This is a genomic window from Pseudomonas sp. AK106 (genome assembly GCF_053903055.1).
In genome coordinates this window covers 610603-634573 of sequence record NZ_CP096426.1, presented here as the reverse complement: position 1 = coordinate 634573, position 23971 = coordinate 610603, and the positions used below count along the sequence as shown (strand labels likewise).

25 protein-coding genes are annotated in these 23971 nt (G+C 61.8%); 7 read left to right on the top strand and 18 right to left on the bottom strand.

Annotated features, from left to right (window positions below; translation table 11 throughout):
• Positions 1–95: 95 nt before the first annotated feature.
• Both arfA and M1E04_RS02990 read left to right on the top strand, forming a co-directional pair.
• Positions 96–254 (top strand): alternative ribosome rescue factor ArfA, encoded by a 159-nt coding sequence (gene arfA / locus M1E04_RS02995; RefSeq protein WP_037017982.1) that lies wholly within the window; start codon positions 96–98, stop codon positions 252–254.
• Positions 255–340: 86 nt separating this feature from the next.
• On the top strand, positions 341–1678 hold the full coding sequence (locus M1E04_RS02990; RefSeq protein ID WP_065988369.1) for a lytic murein transglycosylase: 1338 nt from the start codon (positions 341–343) through the stop codon (positions 1676–1678).
• 86 nt (positions 1679–1764) lie between these two features.
• Here M1E04_RS02990 and lipA read toward each other — a convergent pair whose 3' ends face one another.
• From lipA to M1E04_RS02930, 12 genes are all read right to left on the bottom strand, one after another.
• On the bottom strand, positions 1765–2826 hold the full coding sequence (lipA, locus tag M1E04_RS02985; RefSeq protein WP_065988370.1) for a lipoyl synthase: 1062 nt from the start codon (positions 2824–2826) through the stop codon (positions 1765–1767).
• A gap of 1 nt (position 2827) precedes the next feature.
• The gene (lipB, locus tag M1E04_RS02980; RefSeq protein WP_456292365.1) at positions 2828–3475 is read right to left on the bottom strand and encodes a lipoyl(octanoyl) transferase LipB; all 648 of its coding nucleotides are present in this window, start codon (positions 3473–3475) and stop codon (positions 2828–2830) included.
• On the bottom strand, positions 3475–3750 hold the full coding sequence (locus tag M1E04_RS02975; protein ID WP_065988372.1) for a DUF493 domain-containing protein: 276 nt from the start codon (positions 3748–3750) through the stop codon (positions 3475–3477). The genes lipB and M1E04_RS02975 overlap by 1 nt, the downstream gene beginning before the upstream one ends.
• A gap of 98 nt (positions 3751–3848) precedes the next feature.
• The gene (locus M1E04_RS02970) at positions 3849–5009 is read right to left on the bottom strand and encodes a D-alanyl-D-alanine carboxypeptidase family protein (RefSeq protein ID WP_192133526.1); all 1161 of its coding nucleotides are present in this window, start codon (positions 5007–5009) and stop codon (positions 3849–3851) included.
• A gap of 195 nt (positions 5010–5204) precedes the next feature.
• Positions 5205–6248 carry a septal ring lytic transglycosylase RlpA family protein gene (locus M1E04_RS02965; protein ID WP_065988374.1) on the bottom strand — a complete coding sequence of 348 codons (1044 nt, stop codon included), beginning with the start codon at positions 6246–6248 and terminating at the stop codon, positions 5205–5207.
• Positions 6248–7258: a lytic murein transglycosylase B gene (gene mltB / locus M1E04_RS02960; protein WP_456292364.1), complete on the bottom strand. Its 1011-nt coding sequence runs from the start codon at positions 7256–7258 to the stop codon at positions 6248–6250. The genes M1E04_RS02965 and mltB overlap by 1 nt, the downstream gene beginning before the upstream one ends.
• A gap of 17 nt (positions 7259–7275) precedes the next feature.
• Positions 7276–8379: a rod shape-determining protein RodA gene (gene rodA / locus M1E04_RS02955; RefSeq protein ID WP_065988478.1), complete on the bottom strand. Its 1104-nt coding sequence runs from the start codon at positions 8377–8379 to the stop codon at positions 7276–7278.
• 31 nt (positions 8380–8410) lie between these two features.
• A complete protein-coding gene (gene mrdA / locus M1E04_RS02950) occupies positions 8411–10309 on the bottom strand; it encodes a penicillin-binding protein 2 (protein ID WP_065988376.1) in 1899 nt (632 codons plus the stop codon).
• Positions 10310–10340: 31 nt separating this feature from the next.
• Positions 10341–10808, bottom strand: coding sequence for a 23S rRNA (pseudouridine(1915)-N(3))-methyltransferase RlmH (gene rlmH, locus M1E04_RS02945; protein ID WP_065988377.1), 468 nt, complete (start codon positions 10806–10808; stop codon positions 10341–10343).
• 9 nt (positions 10809–10817) lie between these two features.
• Positions 10818–11237: a ribosome silencing factor gene (rsfS, locus tag M1E04_RS02940; protein WP_065988378.1), complete on the bottom strand. Its 420-nt coding sequence runs from the start codon at positions 11235–11237 to the stop codon at positions 10818–10820.
• Between the two features lie 66 nt (positions 11238–11303).
• Positions 11304–11948, bottom strand: coding sequence for a nicotinate-nucleotide adenylyltransferase (gene nadD, locus M1E04_RS02935; RefSeq protein WP_167355788.1), 645 nt, complete (start codon positions 11946–11948; stop codon positions 11304–11306).
• 82 nt (positions 11949–12030) lie between these two features.
• Positions 12031–13305, bottom strand: a complete 1275-nt coding sequence (locus M1E04_RS02930; RefSeq protein WP_369319215.1) for a glutamate-5-semialdehyde dehydrogenase — start codon at positions 13303–13305, stop codon at positions 12031–12033.
• A 690-nt stretch (positions 13306–13995) separates the two neighbouring features.
• Between M1E04_RS02930 and M1E04_RS02925 the strand changes: the two genes are divergently transcribed.
• Entirely contained in the window at positions 13996–14679 is a 684-nt protein-coding gene (locus tag M1E04_RS02925) for a DNA-3-methyladenine glycosylase (RefSeq protein WP_192133518.1), read from the top strand.
• A gap of 4 nt (positions 14680–14683) precedes the next feature.
• The gene (locus tag M1E04_RS02920; RefSeq protein ID WP_456292363.1) at positions 14684–16000 is read left to right on the top strand and encodes a bifunctional DedA family/phosphatase PAP2 family protein; all 1317 of its coding nucleotides are present in this window, start codon (positions 14684–14686) and stop codon (positions 15998–16000) included.
• Between the two features lie 57 nt (positions 16001–16057).
• On the opposite strand, the gene M1E04_RS02915 is transcribed toward M1E04_RS02920, so the two are convergent.
• Genes M1E04_RS02915 through M1E04_RS02905 form a run of 3 tightly spaced genes read right to left on the bottom strand, consistent with a single transcriptional unit; the run spans position 16058 to position 17734 of the window.
• On the bottom strand, positions 16058–16648 hold the full coding sequence (locus M1E04_RS02915; RefSeq protein WP_065988382.1) for an LON peptidase substrate-binding domain-containing protein: 591 nt from the start codon (positions 16646–16648) through the stop codon (positions 16058–16060).
• Positions 16649–16658: 10 nt separating this feature from the next.
• Positions 16659–17369, bottom strand: coding sequence for an LrgB family protein (locus tag M1E04_RS02910; protein ID WP_192133651.1), 711 nt, complete (start codon positions 17367–17369; stop codon positions 16659–16661).
• Positions 17370–17371: 2 nt separating this feature from the next.
• Complete coding sequence (locus M1E04_RS02905) at positions 17372–17734, bottom strand: CidA/LrgA family protein (protein WP_065988384.1); 363 nt, start codon at positions 17732–17734, stop codon at positions 17372–17374.
• Between the two features lie 196 nt (positions 17735–17930).
• Here M1E04_RS02905 and M1E04_RS02900 point away from each other — a divergent pair, with 196 nt between their 5' ends.
• From M1E04_RS02900 to M1E04_RS02890, 3 genes are all read left to right on the top strand, one after another.
• Complete coding sequence (locus M1E04_RS02900) at positions 17931–18386, top strand: MaoC family dehydratase (protein WP_065988385.1); 456 nt, start codon at positions 17931–17933, stop codon at positions 18384–18386.
• Positions 18387–18557: 171 nt separating this feature from the next.
• Positions 18558–20252: a C13 family peptidase gene (locus tag M1E04_RS02895; protein ID WP_192133514.1), complete on the top strand. Its 1695-nt coding sequence runs from the start codon at positions 18558–18560 to the stop codon at positions 20250–20252.
• A gap of 202 nt (positions 20253–20454) precedes the next feature.
• Entirely contained in the window at positions 20455–21096 is a 642-nt protein-coding gene (locus M1E04_RS02890; protein ID WP_456292362.1) for an oxidoreductase, read from the top strand.
• A gap of 138 nt (positions 21097–21234) precedes the next feature.
• Here the strand turns inward: M1E04_RS02890 and M1E04_RS02885 are convergent, their stop codons facing one another.
• The 3 genes from M1E04_RS02885 to mpl are packed head-to-tail and all read right to left on the bottom strand — an operon-like array spanning position 21235 to position 23490.
• On the bottom strand, positions 21235–21522 hold the full coding sequence (locus M1E04_RS02885) for a YceK/YidQ family lipoprotein (RefSeq protein ID WP_122536988.1): 288 nt from the start codon (positions 21520–21522) through the stop codon (positions 21235–21237).
• Positions 21515–22144: a flavin prenyltransferase UbiX gene (gene ubiX, locus M1E04_RS02880; protein WP_065988388.1), complete on the bottom strand. Its 630-nt coding sequence runs from the start codon at positions 22142–22144 to the stop codon at positions 21515–21517. The genes M1E04_RS02885 and ubiX overlap by 8 nt, the downstream gene beginning before the upstream one ends.
• Entirely contained in the window at positions 22141–23490 is a 1350-nt protein-coding gene (gene mpl / locus M1E04_RS02875; protein ID WP_456292361.1) for a UDP-N-acetylmuramate:L-alanyl-gamma-D-glutamyl-meso-diaminopimelate ligase, read from the bottom strand. Before mpl ends, ubiX begins: the two co-directional genes overlap by 4 nt.
• Positions 23491–23971: the final 481 nt, after the last annotated feature.

The window sequence follows — 23971 nt, the reverse complement described above, 5'->3', positions numbered from 1 at the left end:
TCTGTAACGTTTCGATAGCTCAGGTTAATTGGACAGCGGCGCCTAACTGGCAGAATATCCCCGCTGCTCCACCCCACCACTTGAGCGAGAACGCCATGAGCAAAGCCAAAAAGCGGCCGAACAAGGCCAAATCCATCATCGCCCAGCCCCTGTTCCGCAGCCGTCAGGAACAACCCGGCAAGGGCAAAGGCAGCTACCGCCGCGAAGCCTTCCAGTCTAAAAGCTGGGAGGCTTCTTCCGTTATGGCGGCTTGAAAACTTCAGGTTACTGACTGACGCCCCACCGACAGGGCCGGCATGTTAAGGTCTGCACCTTCCGGTTTAGCCCTGTGGACCCCAGAATGCCCCCAAGCTTTCCCCGTCGCTGGCACCTCCGCCAGTTGATCGCCGCTTCCAGCCTCTTCGCGCTGGTTGCCTGTGCCGAGCAGCCTACCGCTGCCGTTGCCACCCCGCTCCAGGCCGCACCCGCAGCGCAAGTCGTCAAAAGTCTGCCCGTGCCCTCCGGCGCTGTTGCGCAACCTGACGACGGTAACTTTGAAATCCAGCCCGCAATGACCTTCAGCGAGTGGCAGAGCCAGTTTCGTGCTCTCGCGCTGAACGCGGGTGTGCGTCCGGAGGTGTTTGATAACGCATTTGCCGGCGTCACGCCGGACATGAGCGTGGTCAAGGCCGATCGCAGCCAGCCGGAGTTCAGTCGTCCGGTGTGGGAATACCTCGACGGCGCAATGTCCGCCGTGCGTGTACGCAAGGGTCAGGCCCTGCTGAATCAATACGCCGACGCGCTGAGCGCCATCGAGCAGCGTTATGGCGTCGATCGCCAGGCACTGGTCGCCGTGTGGGGGATGGAGAGCAGCTTCGGTCAGTTCCAGGGCACGCAGTCGGTGATTCGCTCGCTGGCGACGCTGGCCTATGAGGGACGCCGACCACAGTTCGCCCAGGATCAACTGATCGCCGCGCTGCAGATCATTCAGCACGGCGACATCGATGCGCCGAGCATGCTGGGCTCCTGGGCTGGCGCCATGGGCCAGACGCAGTTCATACCGACGACCTACAACACCCACGCGGTGGATTTCGACGGCGACGGTCGCCGTGATATCTGGAACTCCCCCACCGACGCACTGGCCTCCACTGCACATTACCTGCAAAGCTCGGGCTGGCAGAAAGGTCAACCCTGGGGATTCGAAGTGCAGCTGGCGCAAGGGTTTGACTACGCGCTGGCGGACGCCTCAACGCGCAAATCCATCGGCGAATGGCAGCAGCTGGGCCTGAAGCTGCCGAGCGGCTCTGCGCTGCCGGCCAATCTGCTGCAACAACAAGCCGCTTTGCTGCTGCCTGCGGGCTATAAAGGCCCGGCCTTTCTGGTGATGGATAACTTCCGCGCCATCCTGAAGTACAACAACTCGTCGTCCTATGCGATGGCGATCGGCTTGCTGTCCGAGCGATTCAGTGGCGGCGGTTATGTGCAGGGAAGCTGGCCGCGCGGTGATCGTCCGCTGAGCCGCACCGAGCGTATCGAGTTGCAGACGCTGCTCTCGGCCCGACAGTACGACGCAGGCGCGCCGGACGGGATCATCGGCGCCAACACGCGCAAGGCGATTCGCAGCGCGCAGCAATCCTTTGGCTGGCCTGCGGACGGGTATCCAACCCAGGAACTGCTGCAGCAGTTGCGCCAGCCTTAACTGCGCAGAATGAAACGCGACACAAAAAAAACGGGCCGGATATTTCTATCCAGCCCGTTTTGCTTTCTGCGTCAGTGACGCCGTGATCAACCCGCCGTGAGCAGCGACTTGACCAGCTTGGCTTGCTCGTCCGCATGGTACGAGGAGCGGACCAACGGGCCGGAGGCGACGTTCTTGAAGCCCATTTTGTAGCCTTCTTCGGCGAACCAGTCGAATACGTCAGGGTGCACGAAGCGCTGCACCGGCAGGTGGTTGCGCGACGGTTGCAGGTACTGACCCAGGGTCAGCATGTCGATGTTGTGCTCGCGCATGCGCTGCATGACTTCGATGACTTCTTCATCCGTCTCGCCCAGGCCCAGCATCAGCCCGGATTTGGTCGGCACGTGGGGGACCATTTCCTTGAAACGCTTGAGCAAGGTCAGCGACCACTGGTAATCCGAACCCGGACGCGCGGCCTTGTAAAGGCGCGGTACGGTTTCCAGGTTGTGGTTGAAGACGTCTGGCGGCGTCGCGGCGGTGATTTCCAGCGCGATGTCCATACGGCCACGGTAATCCGGGACCAGGGTCTCCAACTGCACGTTCGGCGACAGCAGGCGGATTTCGCGGATGCAGTCGGCGAAGTGCTGAGCGCCGCCATCGCGCAGGTCGTCACGGTCCACGGAAGTGATCACGACGTACTTGAGTTTGAGGTCAGCGATGGCGACGGCGAGGTTCTTCGGCTCATCGGTGTCCAGCGCCTTCGGACGGCCATGGCCGACGTCGCAGAACGGGCAGCGACGGGTGCAGATGTCCCCCATGATCATGAAGGTCGCGGTGCCGCCAGAGAAGCACTCGCCCAGGTTCGGGCAGGACGCCTCTTCGCACACGCTGTGCAGCTTGTGCTTGCGCAGCAGCGCTTTGATGCGGTCGACTTCCGGCGAGACCGGGATACGCACACGAATCCAGTCCGGCTTCTTCGGCAGATCGACCGTCGGAATGATCTTCACCGGGATGCGCGCCACTTTTTCCGCACCGCGCAGCTTCACGCCGGCTTCCACTTTAGGACGCGCCACACGCTCAGGCGTGGCCACGTTTACCGTCGGGATCAGGGTTTGTACGGCATTCTCTGTATTCACGACAGTGTCAGCTGCCTCATACGCAGTAGTCATATCAATCGATTCCGCCCGTTAGGGTCGTCTGCTCAGCGTAGTCGAGGTGGTTGACGAGCTGCGCACGCAGCCGGGCACTAACCTCGGCAAATTCAATCGGACCTGCCTGTTCGCGCAGCTGGGTCATTGCCAGCCCCGCATACCCGCAGGGATTTATCCGTTTAAAAGGGTTCAGATCCATATCGACGTTCAGCGCAAGGCCATGAAACGAACAGCCGTTACGGATGCGCAGCCCCAGTGAGGCAATCTTGGCGCCGTCGACGTAGACCCCTGGCGCATCAGCCTTGGCTGTGGCGGTGACACCATAACCGGCCAGCAGGTCGATCAGGCTGTGTTCGATCCGGGTGACCAGGTCGCGAACGCCAAAGCCCAGACGGCGCACGTCCAGCAGCAGATACGCTACCAGTTGGCCGGGGCCATGATAAGTCACTTGGCCGCCGCGATCGACCTGCACCACCGGGATATCCCCCGGTAGCAATAAATGCTCGGGCTTGCCGGACTGGCCCTGGGTGAAGACAGGCGGATGCTGCACAAGCCAGACCTCATCGGCGGTTTCGCGGTCGCGGCCGTCGGTGAAGCGTTTCATGGCCTGCCAAGTGGGCTCGTAGTCGGTCAGACCGAGTTCACGAAAGCCCAGAACCGCACCCATCACAGCACCATGTGCACGAAGCCGGTGGCCCGCAATTCGCTGTTGATGTCGTAAAGCTGGTCTTGCCCGGTGGCAATGATGTGCAGCTGAACGGTGGTGTACTTGCCGTTGCTGCTCTGGCGCTCGGCCAGGGTTTTCATGTCAACGGTGGCGTGCTTCTCAAGAATCTCGATGACCTTGTCTTTGAAGCCCACGCCCGTGTCGCCGATGATCTTGATGGGATAGTCGGCGCAGGGAAATTCGATTTTTGGCGCTTTTACTTCGGTATCTGTCATGGCAGTAACGGCCTCGTAAGCCGGAAAACGGACAGGCCCCCGGCGCTGTCGGCGACGGGGGCGTACGGAGCAACGGTCAGCTTTTGATCAATCGTTGATCAGTTGAACAGACCGTAGAAGAACAAGCGGATGCTATCCCACAGGCGGCGGAAGATACCACCCTCCTCGACGGCGTCCAGAGCGATCAGGTTGGCACTGTGCACGACCTTGTCGTCCAGCTTGACCTCAACCTTGCCGATGACGTCGCCTTTGGCGATCGGCGCAACCAGCTGTGGATTCATGGTCATGCTCGCGGCCAGCTTCTTCAGCTCGCCTTTTGGCATGGTCATGGTCAGGTCTTCAGCCAGACCGGCTTTGACTTGACGCTCTGTGCCTTTCCAGACCGGCGCCTGAGCCAGTTCGGTGCCCTTCTGATAGAAGGTCTGGGTTTCGAAGAAACGGAAACCGTAGGTCAGCAGTTTCTGGGTTTCGGCAGCACGAGCTTGCTCGCTGTTGGTGCCGAACACGACAGCAATCAGACGCATGCCATCACGCACGGCCGAGGACACCATGCAGTAGCCGGCTTCTTCGGTGTGACCGGTTTTCAGACCGTCGACGGTCTTGTCACGCCACAGCAGCAGGTTGCGGTTTGGCTGTTTGATGCCGTTCCAGAAGAACTCTTTCTGCGAGTAGATCGCGTAGTGCGCCGGGTCTTCGTGGATGATCGCGCGCGCCAGCAGGGCCATGTCATGGGCGGTGGCGTAGTGATCAGGGTTCGGCAGGCCGGTCGGGTTCATGAAGTGGCTGTTGACCATACCCAGGTCGGCAGCGGTCTTGTTCATCAGGTCGGCGAAGGCGTCTTCGCTGCCGGCGATGTGCTCGGAAAGCGCAACGCTGGCGTCGTTACCCGACTGAATGATGATGCCGTGCAGCAGGTCACTGACGGTGACCTGGCTGCCCACTTTGATGAACATCCGCGAACCGCCGGTGCGCCAGGCGTTTTCGCTGACGGTCACCGGGTCGTTTTCGCCGATCTGGCCACGACGGATTTCCAGCGTGGCGATGTAGGCGGTCATCAGCTTGGTCAGACTGGCCGGTGGCAGGCGCTGGTCGCCATTGTTTTCGACCAGAACGTTGCCACTGTTGGCGTCCATCAGCACATAAGCCTTGGCAGCCAGTTGCGGTGGCGATGGCGTCATCTGTTCGACCGCAAACACGGCAGGCGTGGTGAATAGCGGGATAAGCAGGCAAAGGCGTTTTGCAAAGCTGGTGATGTTCATCCGTCTCTCGAAAATGCTAATGGGCAAACATGCCCTTGCGGGCAAAGCGGGTGCCGGGCTACCCCGGCAAACGGGCTCACATTCTACAGAACGTGCCGTGAAAAGCTGCTGACAACGACAAAACCGGTCGGCATGTCGTCGGTCAGGCAGCGAAACGCGCCTCCGTTGCCGGGGCGTTAATCGCTGATGAAAGCGTTACTGGTCCGACGTGACGACGCTTGGCGAACCGAGATTGGCCGACCTTACGCTGTTTTGCAGCTGCTGGGCTTCACCCGGCGTGTCGACCGGTCCCATCCGCACGCGATAGAGCGTCTGTTGATTGCGCGCGATCGAACTCACGAACACCGGCGCGCGGACCATCCCGCTCAATTTCGACCTCAGGAGTTCCGCAGCGTCCGGGTTGGCGAAGGCTCCCACTTGGAGAAACAGCCCAGACGCTTGTCCGGAAGCGTTTTTTTTTGCGTCAATCGGCACGGGCGTGACCGGAGCGGCGTGTTGCTGCGGCGGTGGCGTCCATTGCTCGATCGTACCGGCCGATGCGGTAATCACCGGCGCCGCTGCCTGCCGAGGCGGCGGATTGCTGCTTGCCACTTGCGGCTGATCCAGCATCAACGGCGCCGGTTTGCCGCGCTGCGCCCAATACTGAGAAGGGTCGATGCCTTCAACTTTCACCCGTGCGGTGCCGTTTTCGGCATAACCGAGCTTCTTCGCCGCTGCATAGGACAGGTCGATGATGCGGTCCGAATAGAACGGGCCGCGATCGTTGACCCGCAGGATCACGGTGCGGTTGTTGTCCAGGTTGGTCACGCGAACATAGCTGGGCAGCGGCAGCGTCTTGTGCGCCGCGCTCATGCCATACAGGTCATAGACTTCGCCGTTGGCCGTGTTCTGGCCGTGAAACTTGGTGCCGTACCACGACGCCGTTCCCGTCTGGGAATAGGTCCTGGAATCGCTGAGGGGGAAATAGGTCTTGCCCAGCACAGTGTACGGGTTGGCCTTGTACGGGCCGGTGTGCAGGGTCGGAATGGCATCGGGGATGCGCGACACATCAACGTCCCACCAGGGCGCGCCGTCTTTGTGCGCCCTGTTGATATCCAGCCCGGGCTGCGAGCGAATGACGTTGCCCTGCTGCCGCTGCGTCGTTGTCGTCGGGCGGCTGGTCGAGCAGCTGACGATCAGCAACGTCAGTGCCGTGAAGGCCATCAGTTTCAATGGTTGGTGCATCGGCAGTGGCCGCATTACTTGACGTCCCGGGCTTGAACAAGCATTTCAGACAGTTGATGCACGGCCATGGCGTACATCACGCTGCGGTTGTATCGCGTGATTGCGTAAAAATTCTTCAGGCCCATCCAGTATTCAGGGCCTTTGTCGCCATCGAGGCGAAATGCCGTGACCGGCATGTCGTCGCGCAGCGCATCATGACTCGCCCAGCCCAAGGCTCGCAACTCCCCAACAGTCTTCACCGGATCGATGCCCGGGCTCAAGCCCTGATCGACGCGGTCACCGCGCACGTCCGCGCGGCTGACAACCGGCTGGCCGGCCACCCAGCCGTGACGCTGAAAGTAGCTGGCCACGCTGCCGATTGCATCGTCCGGGTCGTTCCAGATGTTGATGTGGCCATCGCCGTCGAAGTCCACTGCATAGGCGCGGAAACTGCTCGGCATGAACTGGGGCAAGCCCATCGCCCCGGCGTAGGAGCCTTTGAGCGTCAGCGGATCGACCTGCTGTTCGCGGGACAGCAACAGGAACTCGCGCAGCTCCTTGCGGAAGAAGTCGGCGCGCAGGGGATAGTCGAACGCCAGGGTCGACAATGCGTCCATCACCCGGTAATTCCCGGTATTGCGGCCGAAAAACGTCTCAACGCCGATGATCGATACGATCACCTGAGCGGGCACGCCGTACTCCTGCTCGGCGCGCGCCAGGGCGGCCTCGTGCTGACGCCAGAAGTCGACGCCCCGGGCAACGCGGGCGTCGGTGAGGAACATCGGGCGATAGTCTTTCCACGGTTTGACGCGTTCGGCAGGCCTGGAAATGGCATCGAGGATTGCCTGCTTGCGCTGCACATCGCGGAACACATCGATCAGTTGTTCACCCGCGAATCCATAATCGCGGGTCATTTCGCTGACGAACTGGGCGACTTGAGGAGAGCCGTCATAGTCACCGGCAAGTGATTCCTGCACTGAGCCGAAGATGCCCATCAGACCGACCAGCGGCGCATATCGAGCAGCCCAGCCACGCACTACTTGCATTGAGTTCTTCACCTTAATCAAACCTGAGCGATCCATTTGCGATGCGTATGGACCGACATCAAAACACCAAACGCTGACAGCAGCGTCACCAGCGAAGTTCCGCCGTAGCTAATGAAGGGCAACGGCACGCCTACGACCGGCAGCAGACCGCTGACCATACCGATATTGACGAAAACGTAAACAAAAAAGGTCATGGTCAGGCTGCCCGCGAGCAGCTTGCCGTAGAGCGTCTGCGCCTGGGCGGTGATCACCAGCCCGCGGCCGATGAGCAACAGATAGATCAGCAGCAGCGCGCAAATCCCGACCAGCCCGAATTCCTCGCCGAGCACCGCAATGATGAAGTCGGTGTGACTTTCAGGCAGGAAGTCCAGGTGCGACTGCGTCCCCATGAGCCAGCCTTTGCCGAATACGCCGCCCGAACCGATCGCTGCCTTGGACTGAATGATGTTCCAGCCGGTGCCGAGCGGATCGCTCTCCGGGTCGAGGAAGGTCAGGATCCGCTGCTTCTGGTAGTCGTGCATGAAGAAGAACCACATGCCGACCGCGACCGGGACCGCTGCCGCCACCACGCTGATGATCCAGCGCCAGCGCAGGCCGGCCATGAACAGCACAAAGGTGCCGGAGGCCAGAATCAGCAGCGAGGTGCCGAGGTCCGGCTGACGCACGATCAGAATGAACGGCAGACCGATCAACCCGAGGCTCACCGCCACGTGCTTGAGGTGCGGCGGCAGCGTGCGCTTGGACAGGTACCAGGCGATGGTCGCCGGCATGATGATCTTCATGAATTCCGAGGGCTGAAAGCGGATGACCCCGGGAATGTTGATCCAGCGCGTCGCACCCATGGCGTTGTGGCCCATGACGTCCACCGCCACCAGCAGCAGAACGCCGATCACGTAGGCGGCGGGCACCCAGCGGGCCATGAATCGGGGTTCAAGCTGGGCGATGACGAACATCGACACCAGGCCGATGCCGAAGGAGGTCGCTTGCTTGATCAGCAGGTCCCAACTCTTGCCGCTGGCCGAATACAGCACGAACAGACTGCCCGCCGCCAACGTCAGCAGCAGGATCAGCAGCGGGCCATCGACGTGAATCTTCTGCAGAAACGTGGCGCGACGGCGCATCACATCTTCGCTGGACAGGATGCGGTCGAAATTACTCTTCACGGGCCGCGGTCTCCGGAGGCTGTGCATTGCTGGCGTATTCGGGTTTCAGGTGACCCTGGGGATCAAGCAGCCAGGCGTCCATGACCTGCCGCACCACCGGCGCGGCAACGCCCGATCCCGACTCGCCGTTTTCGATCATCACCGCAACGACGATCTTCGGGCTGTCGGCCGGCGCGAAGCCGACGAACAAGGCGTGGTCGCGGTGGCGTTCCTGGACTTTCGAGCGGTCGTACTTCTCGCCCTGCCGAATGGCCACGACCTGGGCCGTACCGCTCTTGCCGGCGATGCGGTACTGGGCACCGATCGCGGCCTTGCGCGCGGTGCCGCGAGCGCCGTGCATCACTTGCTGCATGCCGTGGTTGACCTTGGCCCAGTCAGACGGATCACGCAGGACGATGTCCGGCATCGGGTTGTGGTCCACCGGCTTCTGCCCTTCGACGGTCCTGGCCAGGTGCGGGCGGTTCCATTTGCCTTTGTTCGCCACCAGCGCGGTGGCCTGGGCCAACTGCAGCGGGGTGGCCTGCATGTAGCCCTGGCCGATCCCCAGAATGAGTGTTTCACCCGGGAACCACGCCTGCCGCCGGGTGACACGTTTCCAGTCACGGGACGGCATCAGGCCGGGGGATTCTTCGAACATGTCCAGCGAGACTTTCTGGCCGATGCCGAACTTGTTCAGGTACGCCGACAGCCGATCAATCCCGACCTTGTGGGCCAGATCGTAAAAGTAGGTGTCGTTGGAGCGCATGATCGCCGTGTCCAGATCCACCCAGCCATCGCCGGTGCGGTTCCAGTTGCGGTATTTGTGGTCGTAGTTCGGCAGCATGTAATAGCCTGGGTCGAACACCCGCGTGCTCGCCGTGATAACGCCAGTATCGAGACCGGCAATCGCCACCGCCGGCTTGATCGTCGAACCCGGTGGATACAGGCCCCGCAAAATACGGTTGAACAGTGGGCGGTCGACCGAATCTCGCAGTTCGGAGTACGCCTTGAAGCTGATTCCGGTGACGAACAGATTCGGGTCGAAGCTCGGCTGGCTGACCATCGCCAGCACCTCGCCGGTGCTTGGGTCCAACGCCACCACGGCGCCGCGACGCCCGGCCAGCGCGGCTTCGGCGGCTTCCTGCAACTGGATGTCGAGGCTCAGGACGATGTCCTTGCCGGGCACCGGATCGGTCCGTTTGAGCACGCGCAAGACGCGGCCGCGGGCGTTGGTTTCGACTTCTTCGTAGCCGACCTGGCCGTGCAGCTCGGGCTCGTAAAAGCGCTCGATACCGGTTTTGCCCATGTGGTGAGTGCCGCTGTAATTCACGGGATCGAGGCTTTTCAGCTCTTTCTCGTTGATCCGCCCCATGTAACCCACCGAGTGGGCGAAGTGCTCGCCCTGCGGATAGTGACGAACCAACTGCGCCACCACTTCAACGCCCGGCAGCCGGAACTGATTAACGGCGATACGGGCGATTTGCTCTTCGGTCAGCTCGAACAGAATGGGCACCGGCTCGAACGGCCGTCGCCCCTGCTTCATGCGTTTTTCGAAGATGATCCGATCATCCGGCGTCAGCTCAAGCACTTGAACGATGGTGTCCAGCACTTGGGTCCAGTCACCGGAACGTTCGCGGGTCATGCTCAGGCTGAAGCTCGGCCGGTTGTCGGCAATGACCACGCCGTTGCGGTCGTAGATCAGCCCGCGACTCGGCGGAATCGGCTGCACGTGAACGCGATTGTTCTCGGACAGCGTCGAGTGGTACTCGTACTGGATGACCTGCAGGAAATACAGCCGCGCGATCAGCACGCAGATCAGCACGACGACCGCGACAGCACCGACCACGACTCGGCTGCGCACCAGGCGTGCGTCCTTTTCGTGGTCTTTCAGGCGGATCGGCTGAGACATTTAGGGCAGGTTCACAGTGAAGGCAGCGGCGCTACTTGTGATAAGGGTGACCGGACAGCACGGTCCAGGCACGATAAATCTGCTCGCCGATGAGGATGCGCACCAGCGGGTGCGGCAACGTCAGTGGCGACAACGACCAACGCTGCTCGGCCCGTGCACAGACTTCCGGCGCCAGCCCTTCCGGACCGCCGACCATCAGGTTGACCGTGCGCGAATCCAGACGCCAGCGATCGAGCTCGCCCGCCAGTTGCTCGGTGCTCCAGGGCTTGCCATGCACTTCAAGCGTGACGATCCGCTCGCCCGGCTGCACTTTCGCCAGCATGGCCTCGCCTTCCTGACGGATGAGGCGTGCCACGTCGGCGTTCTTGCCACGGGTATTGAGCGGAATTTCCACCAGGTCCAGCGCCAGCTCGGATGGCAGACGCTTGGCATACTCATGCCAACCCTCTTCCACCCACTTGGGCATGCGGGAACCGACAGCGATCAGACGCAGACGCACAACGACGCCTTAGGCCTGGTCTTTGTTCAGCTTGTCGAAATGCTCGTGAGCGTTTTCCGGGCTGTGGTGTGCAGCGCTGGCCGAACGGCTCTGCTCGGCACCGGCCCACAGACGCTCGAGGTCGTAAAACTGGCGAGCGGAGGCGGTCATCATGTGAACGATGGCGATGTCCAGGTCCAGCAGCACCCAGTCGCTGTCGCCCTTGCCTTCTTCGCCCAGCGGCTTGAGGCCCTGCTTTTTGACTTCTTCGCGGACCTTGTCGAGCATCGCGTTGATCTGGCGATTGGAAGTACCGGTCGCGATGACCATGTAATCAGTGATGCTTTGTTTGTCACGAACGTCCAGCACCTGGATATCCTGGGCCTTGACGTCTTCCAGGGCAGCCCTGATCACTTCGATGATTGGGTTTACAGCGCGTTTGTCAGTCATAAAAAACTCTTTTAACTCGTATGTTTGGGCGTTTCTTCGCGCACTTGGCTGCGTAGCAACACACCTTCAGTTCGACGCACGGTACAGCCCGTGCGTATCGATATAGGCCAGTACCGCGTCTGGCACCAGAAAACGTACCGACTTACCGCTGGCCAGCAGTTGACGGATCTGGGTGGCAGACACCGAAAGCGGCGTCTGCCAGACGAACGTAATCTTTCCGCCGGGCCCCTTGAGGGCCTTTGGATCACTGACGGCACGTCCCGCGAGCAGATTTCGCATCGCATCCGGGGACTCGCTGTCGGCGTCCGGGCGTTGCAGCACCACGATATGGCAGTGCTCCAGCAACTCTTCCCACCGATGCCAGGAAGGCAGCCCGCAAAAGGCGTCCCAACCCAGCAATAAAAATAGCTGGTCATCGGCGGCGAGTTCCGCGCGCATCGATTCCAGCGTGTCGATCGTGTACGACGGCTTGTCGCGCAACAGCTCGCGATCATCCACCGTCAAGGGTGGCACCCCGGCGACCGCGCACTGCACCATCGCCAGACGGTCCTGCGCCGACACGCTCGGCGTGTCGCGATGAGGCGGTCGGGCGCTGGGCGTCAGGCGCAGCTCATCAAGTTCCAGCAGTTCGGCAACTTCCAGTGCGCCACGCAAGTGGCCAATGTGCACCGGGTCGAACGTGCCGCCGAGTATGCCGATGCGCTGTGGCACCCGTGCCGTGTTCAGCGGAACCGCAATCGGATCGGCCATTGCCTGCGCGCCGCTGCCTGAAGCCTGACCGACGTGGGCCAAGTCAGACCGGCCCCTGCCCGCGCAACTGCGTGCCATCGCCGACGACGATGTATTTCTCGCAGGTCAGGCCTTCAAGCCCCACGGGACCGCGCGCGTGAATCTTGTCGGTCGAAATGCCGATTTCCGCGCCCAGGCCGTATTCGAAACCGTCGGCAAAACTGGTGGGCGCGTTGACCATCACCGAACTCGAGTCGACTTCAGCCATGAAGCGGCGAGTCTGGGCTTGCGAGTCGGAGATGATGGCGTCGCTGTGATGCGAGCCGTAGTGATTGATGTGTTCGATGGCTTGGTCCAGACCGGTGACGATGCGGATCGACAGGATCGGCGCAAGGTACTCGGTGTGCCAGTCGTCTTCGGTGGCCGGCAAGACATCGATCAGGTCGCGGGTGCGCTCGCAGCCGCGCAGTTCGACGCCTTTCTCGCGAAACTGGGCGGCCATGGGCGGCAGAAACTCTGCGGCAATAGCTTGATCGACCAGCAGGGTTTCCATCGCGCCGCAGATGCCATACCGGTAGGTCTTGGCGTTGAAACTGATGCGCTGGGCAGCGGCCAGGTCGGCATGGGCACTGACGTAGACGTGGCAGATGCCGTCCAGGTGTTTGATGACCGGGACTTTGGCGTCACGGCTGACGCGTTCGATCAGGCCTTTGCCTCCACGCGGCACGATGACGTCCACGTACTCCGGCATGGTGATCAGTGCGCCAACGGCGGCACGGTCGGTGGTTTCGACGACTTGTACGACGGCGGCCGGCAAACCTGCGTCATCAAGGCCGCGCTGGATGCAGGCGGCGATGGCGCGGTTGGAATGTATGGCTTCGGAGCCGCCACGCAAGATGGTGGCATTCCCGGATTTGAGGCAGAGGCTGGCGGCGTCGATGGTTACGTTGGGACGCGACTCATAGATGATGCCGACGACGCCCAGTGGCACGCGCATTTTGCCGACCTGGATGCCGGAGGGCTGGAAGCTCATGTCGCGCAGGGTGCCGATGGGGTCTGGCAGGCTGGCGACCTGGCGCAGGCCGGCGATCATGCTGTCGATGCGGGCCGGGGTCAGGGATAGGCGTTCGAGCAGAGCGGGTTCGAGTCCATTGGCGCGGCCAGCGGCGAGGTCTTGTTCGTTGGCGGCGGTCAGCTCGGCACGGGAAGCGTCCAGCGCGGCAGCGGTGGCTGCGAGGGCGCGGTTCTTCTGTGCGGTGCTGGCACGGCCGATCACGCGGGAGGCTTCGCGGGCGGCGCGACCCAGGCGGGTCATGTAGTCAAGAACGGACTCAGTCATGGTCTCGGGGGTCTTGGCAAATGGGAAAGCGGCGGATTATAGCTGTCGGGCGTGCTGAACGACAGCGGCGACAGGCGGATGGTCGGAATAAGGAGGTTTTGTTCAGTGAACCAGGCCCACCGAGCGTGGATTCCGCCTAACGGCGGAACTGTTTCGCCTTCTGCGAGTTACTTGGAAAAGCACCCCAAGTAACCAAGGGTGCCTGCTCCCGGTTGGGCCCGACTTCGTCGGGTTCCTTCACTCCGGTCTCGCTCCGTGGGCCCGCGCCGAACGGACATCCATGTCCTGACGGCGCTCTCGCCGCATCCCTGCGGCTCGGCCCACTGCGCGAGACCGGCGTTCAGCCTGCACCCAAGTCGCGTTTGGCGGTGTCTGAGCCTTTTGCGTATGAAGATCAAAAGCAGATTAGAAGCAGATCAAAAGCTTCCCGGCTAAAGCCGGTCCTACGGGGAGCGGCGCCGGTCCCACTGGAGGGATGCGATGCTTTTAGTGGGACCGGCTTTAGCCGGGAAGGCGCACGTGTGGGCAATGAGATTTTTGATCTGCTCCCCGTTGGTAGGGGACTGATTTATTTACAGCGCTTCACCGTAAATCAATCTGTCCCCGGCTTCGCGCCCACCCTCACCCATTCAGCTCCAATTAAGGCCGATGTTGATATGATCGCGGTCCATTCTCTGACTGCATTTGTTTATGCCTGACCAATCGCCACGCGCCCTGCCGGACAGTTTTTTTCATCGCGATGCGCAGACGCTTGCCCGGGAGTTACTCGGCAAGGTCATTCGTCACAAGGTCGACGGGGTGTGGTTGTCGGCCCGGATTATTGAGACGGAGGCGTATTACGTGGCCGAGAAAGGCAGTCATGCGTCCCTCGGTTACACGGAAAAACGTAAGGCTTTGTTTCTGGAAGGCGGGCACATTTATATGTATTACGCCCGCGGCGGTGATTCGCTGAATTTCAGTGCGGAGGGCCCGGGCAATGCGGTGTTGATCAAATCGGCCTATCCCTGGGTCGATGCGGTGTCCGATGAGAACGCCCTCGCCCGCATGCTGCTGAACAATCCCGACGCCAGTGGCAACGTGCGCACGCCCGAGCGGCTGTGTGCCGGGCAGACATTACTGTGCAAGGCGCTGGGCCTGAAAGTGCCGATGTGGGACGCCAGGCGCTTCGATGAAGAGCAACTCTTTGTCCAGGACGTGGGTCAGCGACCGCCGCGGATTATTCAAACCACGCGCCTGGGCATTCCCGCCGGGCGTGACGAACACCTGATGTACCGGTTCGTTGACGCCGCCTATGCCCGCTTCTGCACACGGAACCCGATCAGACGCGGGCAAGTCGAAGGGCGCGACTATATTCTCATCGAGCAAGGAAACTGAACCCATGGGCGCATGGCTCGACAGCATCACTTCTTGGCTAAGCGCCAACCCTTCCTGGCTCGGCGCGGCGATTTTTATCGTCGCGTTCATCGAATGCCTGGCGATTGCCGGCATCGTCGTCCCCGGCACCGTTGTGCTGTTCGCGATTGCCGCACTGGCCGGCAGCGGGATACTCCCATTGAGCGAAGCGCTTTTGCTGGGCTTCCTCGGCGGTATCCTGGGCGACCTGGTGTCGTACTTCCTCGGCCGGCGCTTCCATCAGAGGATTCGTCAATTGCCGGGTCTGCGCAGTCACCCGGAGTGGATCGGCGGCGCCGAGACCTACTTTCAGCGCTACGGCATTGCCAGCCTGCTGGTCGGCCGCTTCATCGGCCCGCTGCGCCCGATGCTGCCGATGGTGGCCGGGATGTGCGACATGCCGTTCGTGCGCTTTGCCGGCGTCAGCCTGATCGCCGCGGCCGGATGGTCCGTGGCCTATATTCTGCCGGGCTGGGCGACCGGTGCTGCGATCCGCCTGCCGCTGCCGGAAAACTTCTGGCCCCAGGCTGCCGTGGTGGGCGGCGGGCTGGCGCTTCTGCTGGGCATCAGCATCCAAAGCAGCCTGCGACAAAAGCCCTACGCGACGAAAGTTATCGCCCTGACCTGCTTCATTTTGCTGGCAAGCGTTTTCCTGGGCTGGCCGTACCTGGCCGATTTCGATCAGGGCATCATGACTGTGGTGCAGGCCAGCCGGAGCGCTGCAGCCGAGAACTTCGTGGTGATGGTGACGGGCCTGGGGGATTTCCGGACTCAGTTCTGCGCGGCCGCCCTGCTGACCATTCTGCTGGTCGTCACGCGGCAATGGCGCCATGCAATCTTCGTGATCGGCACCACCCTTGGCGCGGCGCTGATCAATCAGAGCATGAAATACACTTTCGCCCGCGCACGGCCTGAGGTCCTGACGGAGGCGCTCGGGACTTACAGCATGCCGAGCGGACATGCCTCGGCCTCGTTTGCGCTATTCATGTCGCTGGCAGTGCTTGCCGGCCGGGGTCAGCCGGTTCGGCTGCGATTGACCTGGCTGCTGCTGGGCGGGATTCCGGCGCTGGCGATCGCCATGTCTCGGGTGTATCTGGGGGTGCACTGGCCGACGGATGTCACGGCCGGGATGCTGCTGGCGTTTTTCACCTGCGCCGCGAGCCTTGCCTTCGTGCAGAACAAGAAGCCGTTGGAGGCGCTGCCAATCAAGGTGTGGTGGCTGGTGCTGCCGGCGATGGTGGCGCTGTTCGGCGGGTTCGGTCTGCACTCGTTCCCCCACGGTGTGATCCGCTACCAGTACTGACGCGACGTGCATGCGGCCCGGCGGGGTAACGAGCCGGGCTGCGAGCAACATCTAGCATCAGGCCTGCATGTCGCCCTGCATTTCGTCGAGCAGGTCCTGAATCGCATCAAGCCGTTCTTCGGCGTCTTCGATTTCCAGCAGCTCGATCTTGTCTTCTTCCGCGAACGGCAACAGGTACGCCAGTTGATTGGCCAGCGAGTGCTGACCGCTGGCGGTGAGGCCCATGTTCAGCGCGGCTACCATCGGGTGTTCAGCCAGCGCAGCGAGCAACGCGACCAGATCGTCGTCCTCTTCCTGCAGCGGTTGCTCCTGGGGATCGTCCAGCCACTCGACTTCGCCGACCAGCAGGTTGTCGCGCTGGGTGCTGTAGTCCTTCACCCGAAAGCGTCGAGCCCCCACAACGCGAATGCCGAGCAAGCCGTTATCCTGCTTCTGGAAATCGGTCACCCGTGCTTCGCAGCCGATCAGCGAGAAACCGTCCGGCACGTCGCCCGTCTCACTGCCTTCAGTGATACAGACCACGCCGAAGCCTTCGCCCTGCTTCATGCAGCGGCCAATCATGTCGAGGTAGCGCGCCTCGAAGAGCTGCAGATCGAGCACGCACCCCGGGAACAGCACGGCATTCAGTGGAAACAACGGCAACGACATAAACCCGTCCTCAAGCAACCAGAGACACCGCCAACGGCAGGAACAAGGCCGTGGCGACACCCATCAAACTCATTGCCAGCGCCGCGAAGGCGCCGCATTCCTCACTTTCCTGCAGGGCCGCCGACGTACCCACCGCATGGGCCGTCAGCCCGAGGGCCATGCCTCGCGCTTCCGGGCTGGTTACCCGCGCCAGGGTCAGCAGACCGGGGCCGAATATGCCGCCGATCACCCCGGTTATCAACACAAACACCGCGGCCAGCGCCGCCACGCCGCCAATCTGCTCGGCGACGAGCATGGCGATCGGCGAAGTCACGGACTTGGGCGCCATGGTCATCAGGATCATGTGATCGGCGCCGAGCATCCAGCCCAGCCCCACGCACAGCCCGGTGGCCAGCACGCCACCCACCACCAGCGTAGTCAATACCGGCCAGAACAGTTGCCGGATGCGCCGCAGATTCAGATAAAGCGGCACCGCCAACGCCACCGTGGCGGGGCCCAGCAGAATGCTGAGGATTTCAGTGCTCTTGCGGTACTCGACGTAGGACAGTCCGCAGCTCACCAATACGCCAATCACCACCAGCATGGAGATGAGCACCGGTTGCAGAAACACCCAGCGGGTTTTCTCGTAACCGGCCAGCACCAGTTGATAAGCGCCCAGCGTGATGGCGATGCCGAACAAGGGGTGATGAATCACCGACAGCCAGGCGCCGTGCCAGTCCAGACTCATGATGGCTCCCGGCGATTGGCCTGACGGTCGATGAGTTTCTGCATCAGCCAGCCGGCGAAGGTCAGCGAGACCATCAGAGAAATCACCAGCGAGCCGACGATCGCCCAGAAATCTTCGGCGATCTGGTCCGCATACACCATCACGCCCACGGCAGGCGGTACCAGCAGCAGCGGCAGGTAGCGCAGCAGGCTGCTGGCCGCCAAACTGATGGGTTCGCTGACTTCGCCGCGGGTCATCAGGTAGATCATCAGCAGCACCAGCCCGATGATCGGGCCGGGCAGGATCGACAGAAACAGGTGATTGAGCGCGGTTCCGATCAGTTGGAACAGCACAAGCCAGGTCAGGCCTCTTAGCAACATAGAAAACTCCAGCAGATTCGCGCCGACATTATAGGCACGCCACCCGCTCTGCCTATGGGGTGGCATTCGCCAGTTGAGGGAACGTTGACCCGCGCGGTGCGGCGTGCTGATCTCCAGTGCCAAGCAATAACAGCGCCGACGCCACGCTGCCTGTGAAGATCGCGCGCAAAAAAAATAACTGACAAGGAGAGTAGCGATGCCCCACGTACCCGTTGCAGAACTCAAACGCTATGAAGGCAAGGACTTGGGATGCTCCGAATGGCTGACCATCGATCAGGCGCGGATCAATCTGTTTGCCGAGGCCACCGGCGACTTTCAGTTTATCCACGTTGATCCGGTCAAAGCGGCGCAAACCCCGTTCGGATCGACCATCGCCCATGGCTTTCTGTCGCTGTCGCTGATCCCCAAGCTGATGGAGTCCCTGATGGTCGTACCCGAAGGCATGCAGATGGCGATCAACTATGGCCTGGACAGCGTGCGATTCATTCAGCCGGTGAAAGTGAATTCGCGCGTTCGTCTAAAAGTCACGCTGGCGCAGGTCACCGAAAAGAAGCCCGGCCAATGGCTGCTCAAAGCCACGGCAACGCTTGAAATCGAAGGCCTGGACAAGCCCGCGTTCATTGCTGAACCGCTTTCGCTGTGCTTCGTATAACCCCGCCGTCCCTCTACAAAGCCTCTGCAAACCTTCCAGAAACATGAAACAGTCGTAACAGACTGTTTCATGAGCGTTCCTCGCTGCGGCATACTCGCTGCGGCTGTGTGAGCGACTCGATACACGTACGCGATCAGATCACGCCGAAACATCTTTTTTTCGGGATTTACCATGCGCGCGTTTGCTCCTTTGGCCCTGACCTTCCTTCTTACCGCTTGCGGCGACGGCGAATCGCTGTTGCCCCCGGACGCTCGCCTGCCCGACGGCGGACGCTATCGCGGCGACGTGATCAATGGCGTGCTGCAAGGCAAGGGCCGGATCGATTACCCCAATGGCAGCTGGTACGCCGGGGAATTCAAGAGCGGGCAATGGAACGGCCAGGGCGAATGGCACGCCAGCAACGGTGACGTGTACCGCGGCGGTTTTCAGGACGGGCTTTTCCATGGCCAAGGCTCGCTGACGACCAGCGCCGGCAGTTACGTCGGCGGCTACAAGCTGGGGCGGCGCGACGGGGAAGGCACGCTGAAAGAGCACGGCATGAGCTATCGCGGCGAGTTCAAGGCCGACCTGTACGACGGCGCCGGTCATCTGGAACTGGACGACGGCAGCGAGTATCAGGGCCAGTTCGCCCACGGCAAACCCAACGGCGAAGGCCAGCGCAACGATTCGGCGGGCAACCAGTTCAGCGGCAAGTTCGTCGATGGCCAGCTTGAAGGCACGGGCAATTTCAACAGCGCCGATGGTGATCAGTACGTCGGCGGCTTCCATAACAACCAGCTCAATGGCCGCGGTCGCTACGAAAACGCCGATGGCGATGTCTGGTCGGGGCAGTTCAAGGATGGCGCGTTCACCGGCAAGGGCGAGTTGATCGGCTCCGATGGCACCCGCTATCAAGGGGACTTCAAGAACTGGCGCTTCGCAGGCTCAGGCAGCCTGAAGCTCCCGGACGGCAGCGTGTACATCGGCCAGTTCGAGAACGACAACTATCAAGGCAGCGGCGTGCTGACCACGGCGGACGGCGAAGTCCAGAGCGGCACCTGGTCCAACGGCCAGCGCGTGCGCGATGCGGCCGGCAAGCTGCTGCCGGACCCGCTGGAAATGGGCCTGCTCGCCCAGGGCGCCCTGGTCGAAAAAGCCCTCGCCGCCGTGCCCGCCTCCACGCCGGCCATCGAGCTGTACAGTCTTGTCGTGGGTGGCGATGGCAAGCAGAGCGTGTTTCTGCGCGAGGCCGATTACGTGAACAAGCTGCTCGCCACGCGCTTCGGTGCGTTTGGCCAGATCACGCTGGTCAACCATCGCGATCACATGGCCGATCGCCCGCTGGCAACCCGCGAAACCATCAGCCGCGCCGTGCAGACGTTGGCCAAGCGCAGTGGTCCGGAAGATTTGATCTTCATTTACCTCACCAGTCACGGCACCCATGAACACGAGCTGGTGCTGGATCAGCCGCGCCTGGAGCTGTCCGACCTGCCCGCCAACGAGATGGCCGGCGTGCTGGCTCCGCTGAAAAATCGCGACAAGGTGGTGGTGATTTCCGCGTGCTATTCGGGCGGTTTCATTCCGGCGATCAAGGACGAGCGGACGATGGTGATTACCGCATCCCGTGAGGACCGGGTGTCCTTTGGCTGTTCTGAAGAGGCGGATTTCACCTACTTCGGCGAGGCGCTGTTCGGCAAGGCGCTGGTGGAAACCGACGATCTAGTGCAAGCATTCAATGAGGCAAAAGACATCGTCGCTCAGCGTGAAACGGACGAAAGCTTCGAAGCCTCCGAGCCGCAGATGTGGGCACCGAAAGGCGTGGTCAACCATTGGCGGCAGCTGCGCAAAAGTCAGGCGGAGCGCGCGCTGAATACCGTTCGACGCTGAGTCCCATCGCACCTGATGCAGGACCGGCTTCAACCGGGAAGGGGCCGGGCGGGTCCGCCTGTAAACCGGTTCCGACAGATTGATCCAGGCCCAAGTGCGGGATGCGCGAACATTTCATGTGTTTTTGTGAAACCCTCCCGCTACGCCCGCAGTCTGTTCCGGTACAGCGCCTATGCTTGTGGCGTATCAAGGGAGAAAGATCATGTACTTGACGCCTCAGCACATCTTGCTTGCCGGAGCTACCGGATTGACTGGCGAGCACTTGCTCGACCGCCTGCTCAACGAACCCACTGTCACCCGCCTCCTAGCCCCCAGCCGTCGTCCCCTGGCTGAACACCCACGTCTGGAAAACCCGGTCGGCGATCTCCAGCGTTTGCTGCCCACCCTCGAAGGTCCTGTGGACATCGCTTTCTGCTGCCTCGGCACCACGATCAAACAGGCCGGTTCCCAGGAAGCGTTCCGGGCTGTGGACTTCGACCTGGTCGTGGCGTTCGGCAAACGTGCCCGCGAGCTGGGGGCGCGTCATCTGCTGGTGATCAGCGCAGTGAACGCGGACCCGCAATCGAGCATCTTTTACAGCCGTGTGAAAGGCGAGATGGAAGAAGCGCTGAAGCTTCAGGGCTGGCCGCAACTGACCATCGTCCAGCCGTCGCTGCTGATTGGCGAGCGGCAGGATCAGCGTCTGATGGAGCAGCTGGCCGGGCCGATTGCCAAGCTGATTCCCGGCAAATACGGCGGCATCGAAGCCTGCAACCTCGCCCGCGCGTTGTGGCGCCTGGCGCTGGAAGAGCAGGAAGGGGTGCGGGTGGTTGAATCGGATGATTTGCGGCGGTTGGGGAAGTAGCGCCAAGCTGATCTACCTGACGACACAAACGGTGTAGGAGTGAGCTTGCTCGCGATCAGGTTCTGACAGTCACCATTAATGGAACGGTCAGACCGCAATCGCGAGCAAGCTCACTCCTACAGGGATCGCCGTTCTGAGTTACATCCCGCCCGTCGCCTGAAACCCCACACCCAGCGCGGTCAGAATCGACAATGGCAATAGCAGCGTGTCGAGCAGCGCGCTACCGGGCAGGTCAAGCATCGGGTATTTCGGCGCCTCGGTGCCGAAGCGATCCTTCTCGCAGCAGCCCCCTTCAATGGCGTACAGATCCAGTCGCGTGCCGGCATAAACGACCGGCGCGCCGGGCTGATTGGCGTCGAGGGTGCGCACGGTCGAGCAGCCTGTCGTCAGCAACAGGCCCAAGGCAATGACGACGAGCTTATTCATCGGCGCCAAAATGATGCTCGCCCCAACGCGGCAGCATGTCCTGCGGGATGTTGAGCAGGTTCAGAATCCGCGCGACGACGAAATCCACCAGATCGTCGATCGTCTGCGGCTGGTGATAGAAACCGGGCGACGCCGGCAGAATCACCGCGCCCATGTTCGACAGCTTGAGCATGTTCTCCAGGTGGATGCTGGAGAACGGCGCCTCGCGGGGCACCAGGATCAACTGCCGGCGCTCCTTCAACGTCACGTCCGCAGCGCGCTCGATCAGGTTGTTGCAGGCGCCTGTGGCGATTGCCGACAAGGTCCCGGTCGAACACGGCACCACGACCATCGCACTCGGCGAACCTGAACCGGACGCCACTGGCGACATCCAGTCTTCCTTGCCGTACACCCGAATCTGGCCCGCTGTAGCGCCGGTGTATTCGTTGAGGAAGGCCTGCATCATCTGCGGTTTGGGCGGCAGGTTGACGTCGGTCTCGGTGGCCATGACCAACTGCGCGGCCTTGGAGATGAGGAAGTGCACTTCGCGGTCTTCGCGCACCAGGCAGTCCAGCAGGCGCAGGCCGTATTGCGCGCCGGACGCGCCGGTCATCGCCAGGGTAATGCGTTCCGGGCCGCTCATTGCAGGGCCTCCGCGAGTTTGCCGTGCAGGCCGCCGAAGCCGCCGTTGCTCATGATGACCACGTGGGTACCGGGCTCTGCCTGGTTTTTCACAAGCTCGATAATGCCGTCGAGGCTGTCGCACACCAACGATGGAATGGTGCACTCCGCGGCGGTTGCCGCCAGATCCCAACCCAGATTGGCCGGCGCATACCAGACCACCTGATCGGCCTGGACGACGCTTTCCGGCAGGCCGTCGCGGTGGGCGCCGAGCTTCATGGAGTTGGAACGCGGCTCGACGATGGCGATGATTGGCGCATCGCCAACCTTTTTGCGCAGTCCATCCAGCGTGGTGCCGATGGCGGTCGGGTGGTGGGCGAAGTCATCGTAGATGGTGATGCCGCGCACTTCGGCGACCTTCTCCATGCGCCGCTTCACGCTCTTGAACGCACTCAGCGCGTCGACGCCCTGCTGCGGCACCACACCAACGTGGCGGGCAGCGGCGAGGGTCGCCAAGGCATTCGCCACGTTGTGCTGGCCGGTCATGCCCCAATCGACGACGCCTTGGACCGCACCTTCAAACAGCACTTCGAATTTCGAGCCGTCTTCGCTGAGCAGGTTCGCCTGCCATTGACCGCCCTCTCCGGTGGTCTGCACCGGCGTCCAGCAGCCCATTTGAATCACGCGCTCAAGGGCGGGCTCGGTGGTCGGGTGAATGACCAAGCCTTCGCTCGGAATGGTGCGCACGAGGTGGTGGAACTGCCGTTCGATGGCCGGGAGATCGGGGAAGATGTCGGCGTGATCGAATTCCAGGTTATTGAGGATGGCGGTGCGCGGGCCGTAGTGGACGAACTTGGAGCGCTTGTCGAAGAAGGCGCTGTCGTATTCATCCGCCTCGACGACGAAGAATGGCGTTTCGCCCAGGCGCGCCGAGACATCGAAGTTCTGCGGCACGCCGCCAATCAGGAAGCCCGGGGCCATGCCGGCGTGTTCCAGCACCCAGGCGAGCATGCTGCTGGTGGTGGTTTTGCCGTGGGTGCCGGCGACGGCCAGCACCCAGCGACCGCGAAGGACGTGATCGGCCAGCCATTGCGGCCCGGAAACGTAGGGCAGGCCCTTGTTCAGGACATGTTCGACCGCAGGATTGCCGCGCGACATGGCGTTGCCGACCACCACCAGATCCGGTGCCGGTTCGAGGTGCGAAGGGTCGTAACCCTGCATCAACTGAATGCCCTGCGCTTCGAGCTGCGTGCTCATCGGCGGGTAGACGCTGGCATCGGAGCCCGTGACTTTATGGCCCAGATCCTTGGCGAGCACCGCCAGCGAACCCATGAACGTGCCGCAGATACCCAGAATATGAATGTGCATGACCGACCTCTTAGAACATGGGCCGCAGGTTAGCGTAGAAGGCAGTGGATGCGCACGGGGGAATTGAGGGTGCTCGATCAGACTGGTTGAAGGGGACTCGGTTGAAGGGGACGGTTGAAGGGGACTGATTTATTTACAACGCTTCACCGTAAATTAATCTGTCCCCGCTTCAGACAGTGCCCCCTGCGATGTGACGCCTGGCGCCTTCCCGGCTAAAGCCGGTCCTACTAATTGACCGCGATCCCCCTGTAGCACTGGCTTTAGCCGGGAAGACGTCAGATTGGGGTTGAAGGGGACTGATTTATTTACAACGCTTCACCGTAAATTAATCTGTCCCCGCTTCAGACAGTGCCCCCTGCGGTGTGACGCCTGGCGCCTTCCCGGCTAAAGCCGGTCCCACAAATTGACCGCGATCCCCCTGCAGGACTGGCTTTAGCCGGGAAGACGTCAGATCGCACACTGCAGAATTGATGGCGCTCAA

Bases quoted from the DNA above. Each gene is read 5' to 3' on its own strand.
- arfA (WP_037017982.1), top strand. From the start codon at position 96: ATGAGCAAAGCCAAAAAGCGGCCGAACAAGGCCAAATCCATCATCGCC.
- M1E04_RS02990 (WP_065988369.1), top strand. From the start codon at position 341: ATGCCCCCAAGCTTTCCCCGTCGCTGGCACCTCCGCCAGTTGATCGCC.
- lipA (WP_065988370.1), bottom strand. From the start codon at position 2,826: ATGACTACTGCGTATGAGGCAGCTGACACTGTCGTGAATACAGAGAAT.
- lipB (WP_456292365.1), bottom strand. From the start codon at position 3,475: ATGGGTGCGGTTCTGGGCTTTCGTGAACTCGGTCTGACCGACTACGAG.
- M1E04_RS02975 (WP_065988372.1), bottom strand. From the start codon at position 3,750: ATGACAGATACCGAAGTAAAAGCGCCAAAAATCGAATTTCCCTGCGCC.
- M1E04_RS02970 (WP_192133526.1), bottom strand. From the start codon at position 5,009: ATGAACATCACCAGCTTTGCAAAACGCCTTTGCCTGCTTATCCCGCTA.
- M1E04_RS02965 (WP_065988374.1), bottom strand. From the start codon at position 6,248: ATGCGGCCACTGCCGATGCACCAACCATTGAAACTGATGGCCTTCACG.
- mltB (WP_456292364.1), bottom strand. From the start codon at position 7,258: ATGCAAGTAGTGCGTGGCTGGGCTGCTCGATATGCGCCGCTGGTCGGT.
- rodA (WP_065988478.1), bottom strand. From the start codon at position 8,379: ATGCGCCGTCGCGCCACGTTTCTGCAGAAGATTCACGTCGATGGCCCG.
- mrdA (WP_065988376.1), bottom strand. From the start codon at position 10,309: ATGTCTCAGCCGATCCGCCTGAAAGACCACGAAAAGGACGCACGCCTG.
- rsfS (WP_065988378.1), bottom strand. From the start codon at position 11,237: ATGACTGACAAACGCGCTGTAAACCCAATCATCGAAGTGATCAGGGCT.
- M1E04_RS02930 (WP_369319215.1), bottom strand. From the start codon at position 13,305: ATGACTGAGTCCGTTCTTGACTACATGACCCGCCTGGGTCGCGCCGCC.
- M1E04_RS02925 (WP_192133518.1), top strand. From the start codon at position 13,996: ATGCCTGACCAATCGCCACGCGCCCTGCCGGACAGTTTTTTTCATCGC.
- M1E04_RS02920 (WP_456292363.1), top strand. From the start codon at position 14,684: ATGGGCGCATGGCTCGACAGCATCACTTCTTGGCTAAGCGCCAACCCT.
- M1E04_RS02915 (WP_065988382.1), bottom strand. From the start codon at position 16,648: ATGTCGTTGCCGTTGTTTCCACTGAATGCCGTGCTGTTCCCGGGGTGC.
- M1E04_RS02905 (WP_065988384.1), bottom strand. From the start codon at position 17,734: ATGTTGCTAAGAGGCCTGACCTGGCTTGTGCTGTTCCAACTGATCGGA.
- M1E04_RS02900 (WP_065988385.1), top strand. From the start codon at position 17,931: ATGCCCCACGTACCCGTTGCAGAACTCAAACGCTATGAAGGCAAGGAC.
- M1E04_RS02895 (WP_192133514.1), top strand. From the start codon at position 18,558: ATGCGCGCGTTTGCTCCTTTGGCCCTGACCTTCCTTCTTACCGCTTGC.
- M1E04_RS02890 (WP_456292362.1), top strand. From the start codon at position 20,455: ATGTACTTGACGCCTCAGCACATCTTGCTTGCCGGAGCTACCGGATTG.
- M1E04_RS02885 (WP_122536988.1), bottom strand. From the start codon at position 21,522: ATGAATAAGCTCGTCGTCATTGCCTTGGGCCTGTTGCTGACGACAGGC.
- ubiX (WP_065988388.1), bottom strand. From the start codon at position 22,144: ATGAGCGGCCCGGAACGCATTACCCTGGCGATGACCGGCGCGTCCGGC.
- mpl (WP_456292361.1), bottom strand. From the start codon at position 23,490: ATGCACATTCATATTCTGGGTATCTGCGGCACGTTCATGGGTTCGCTG.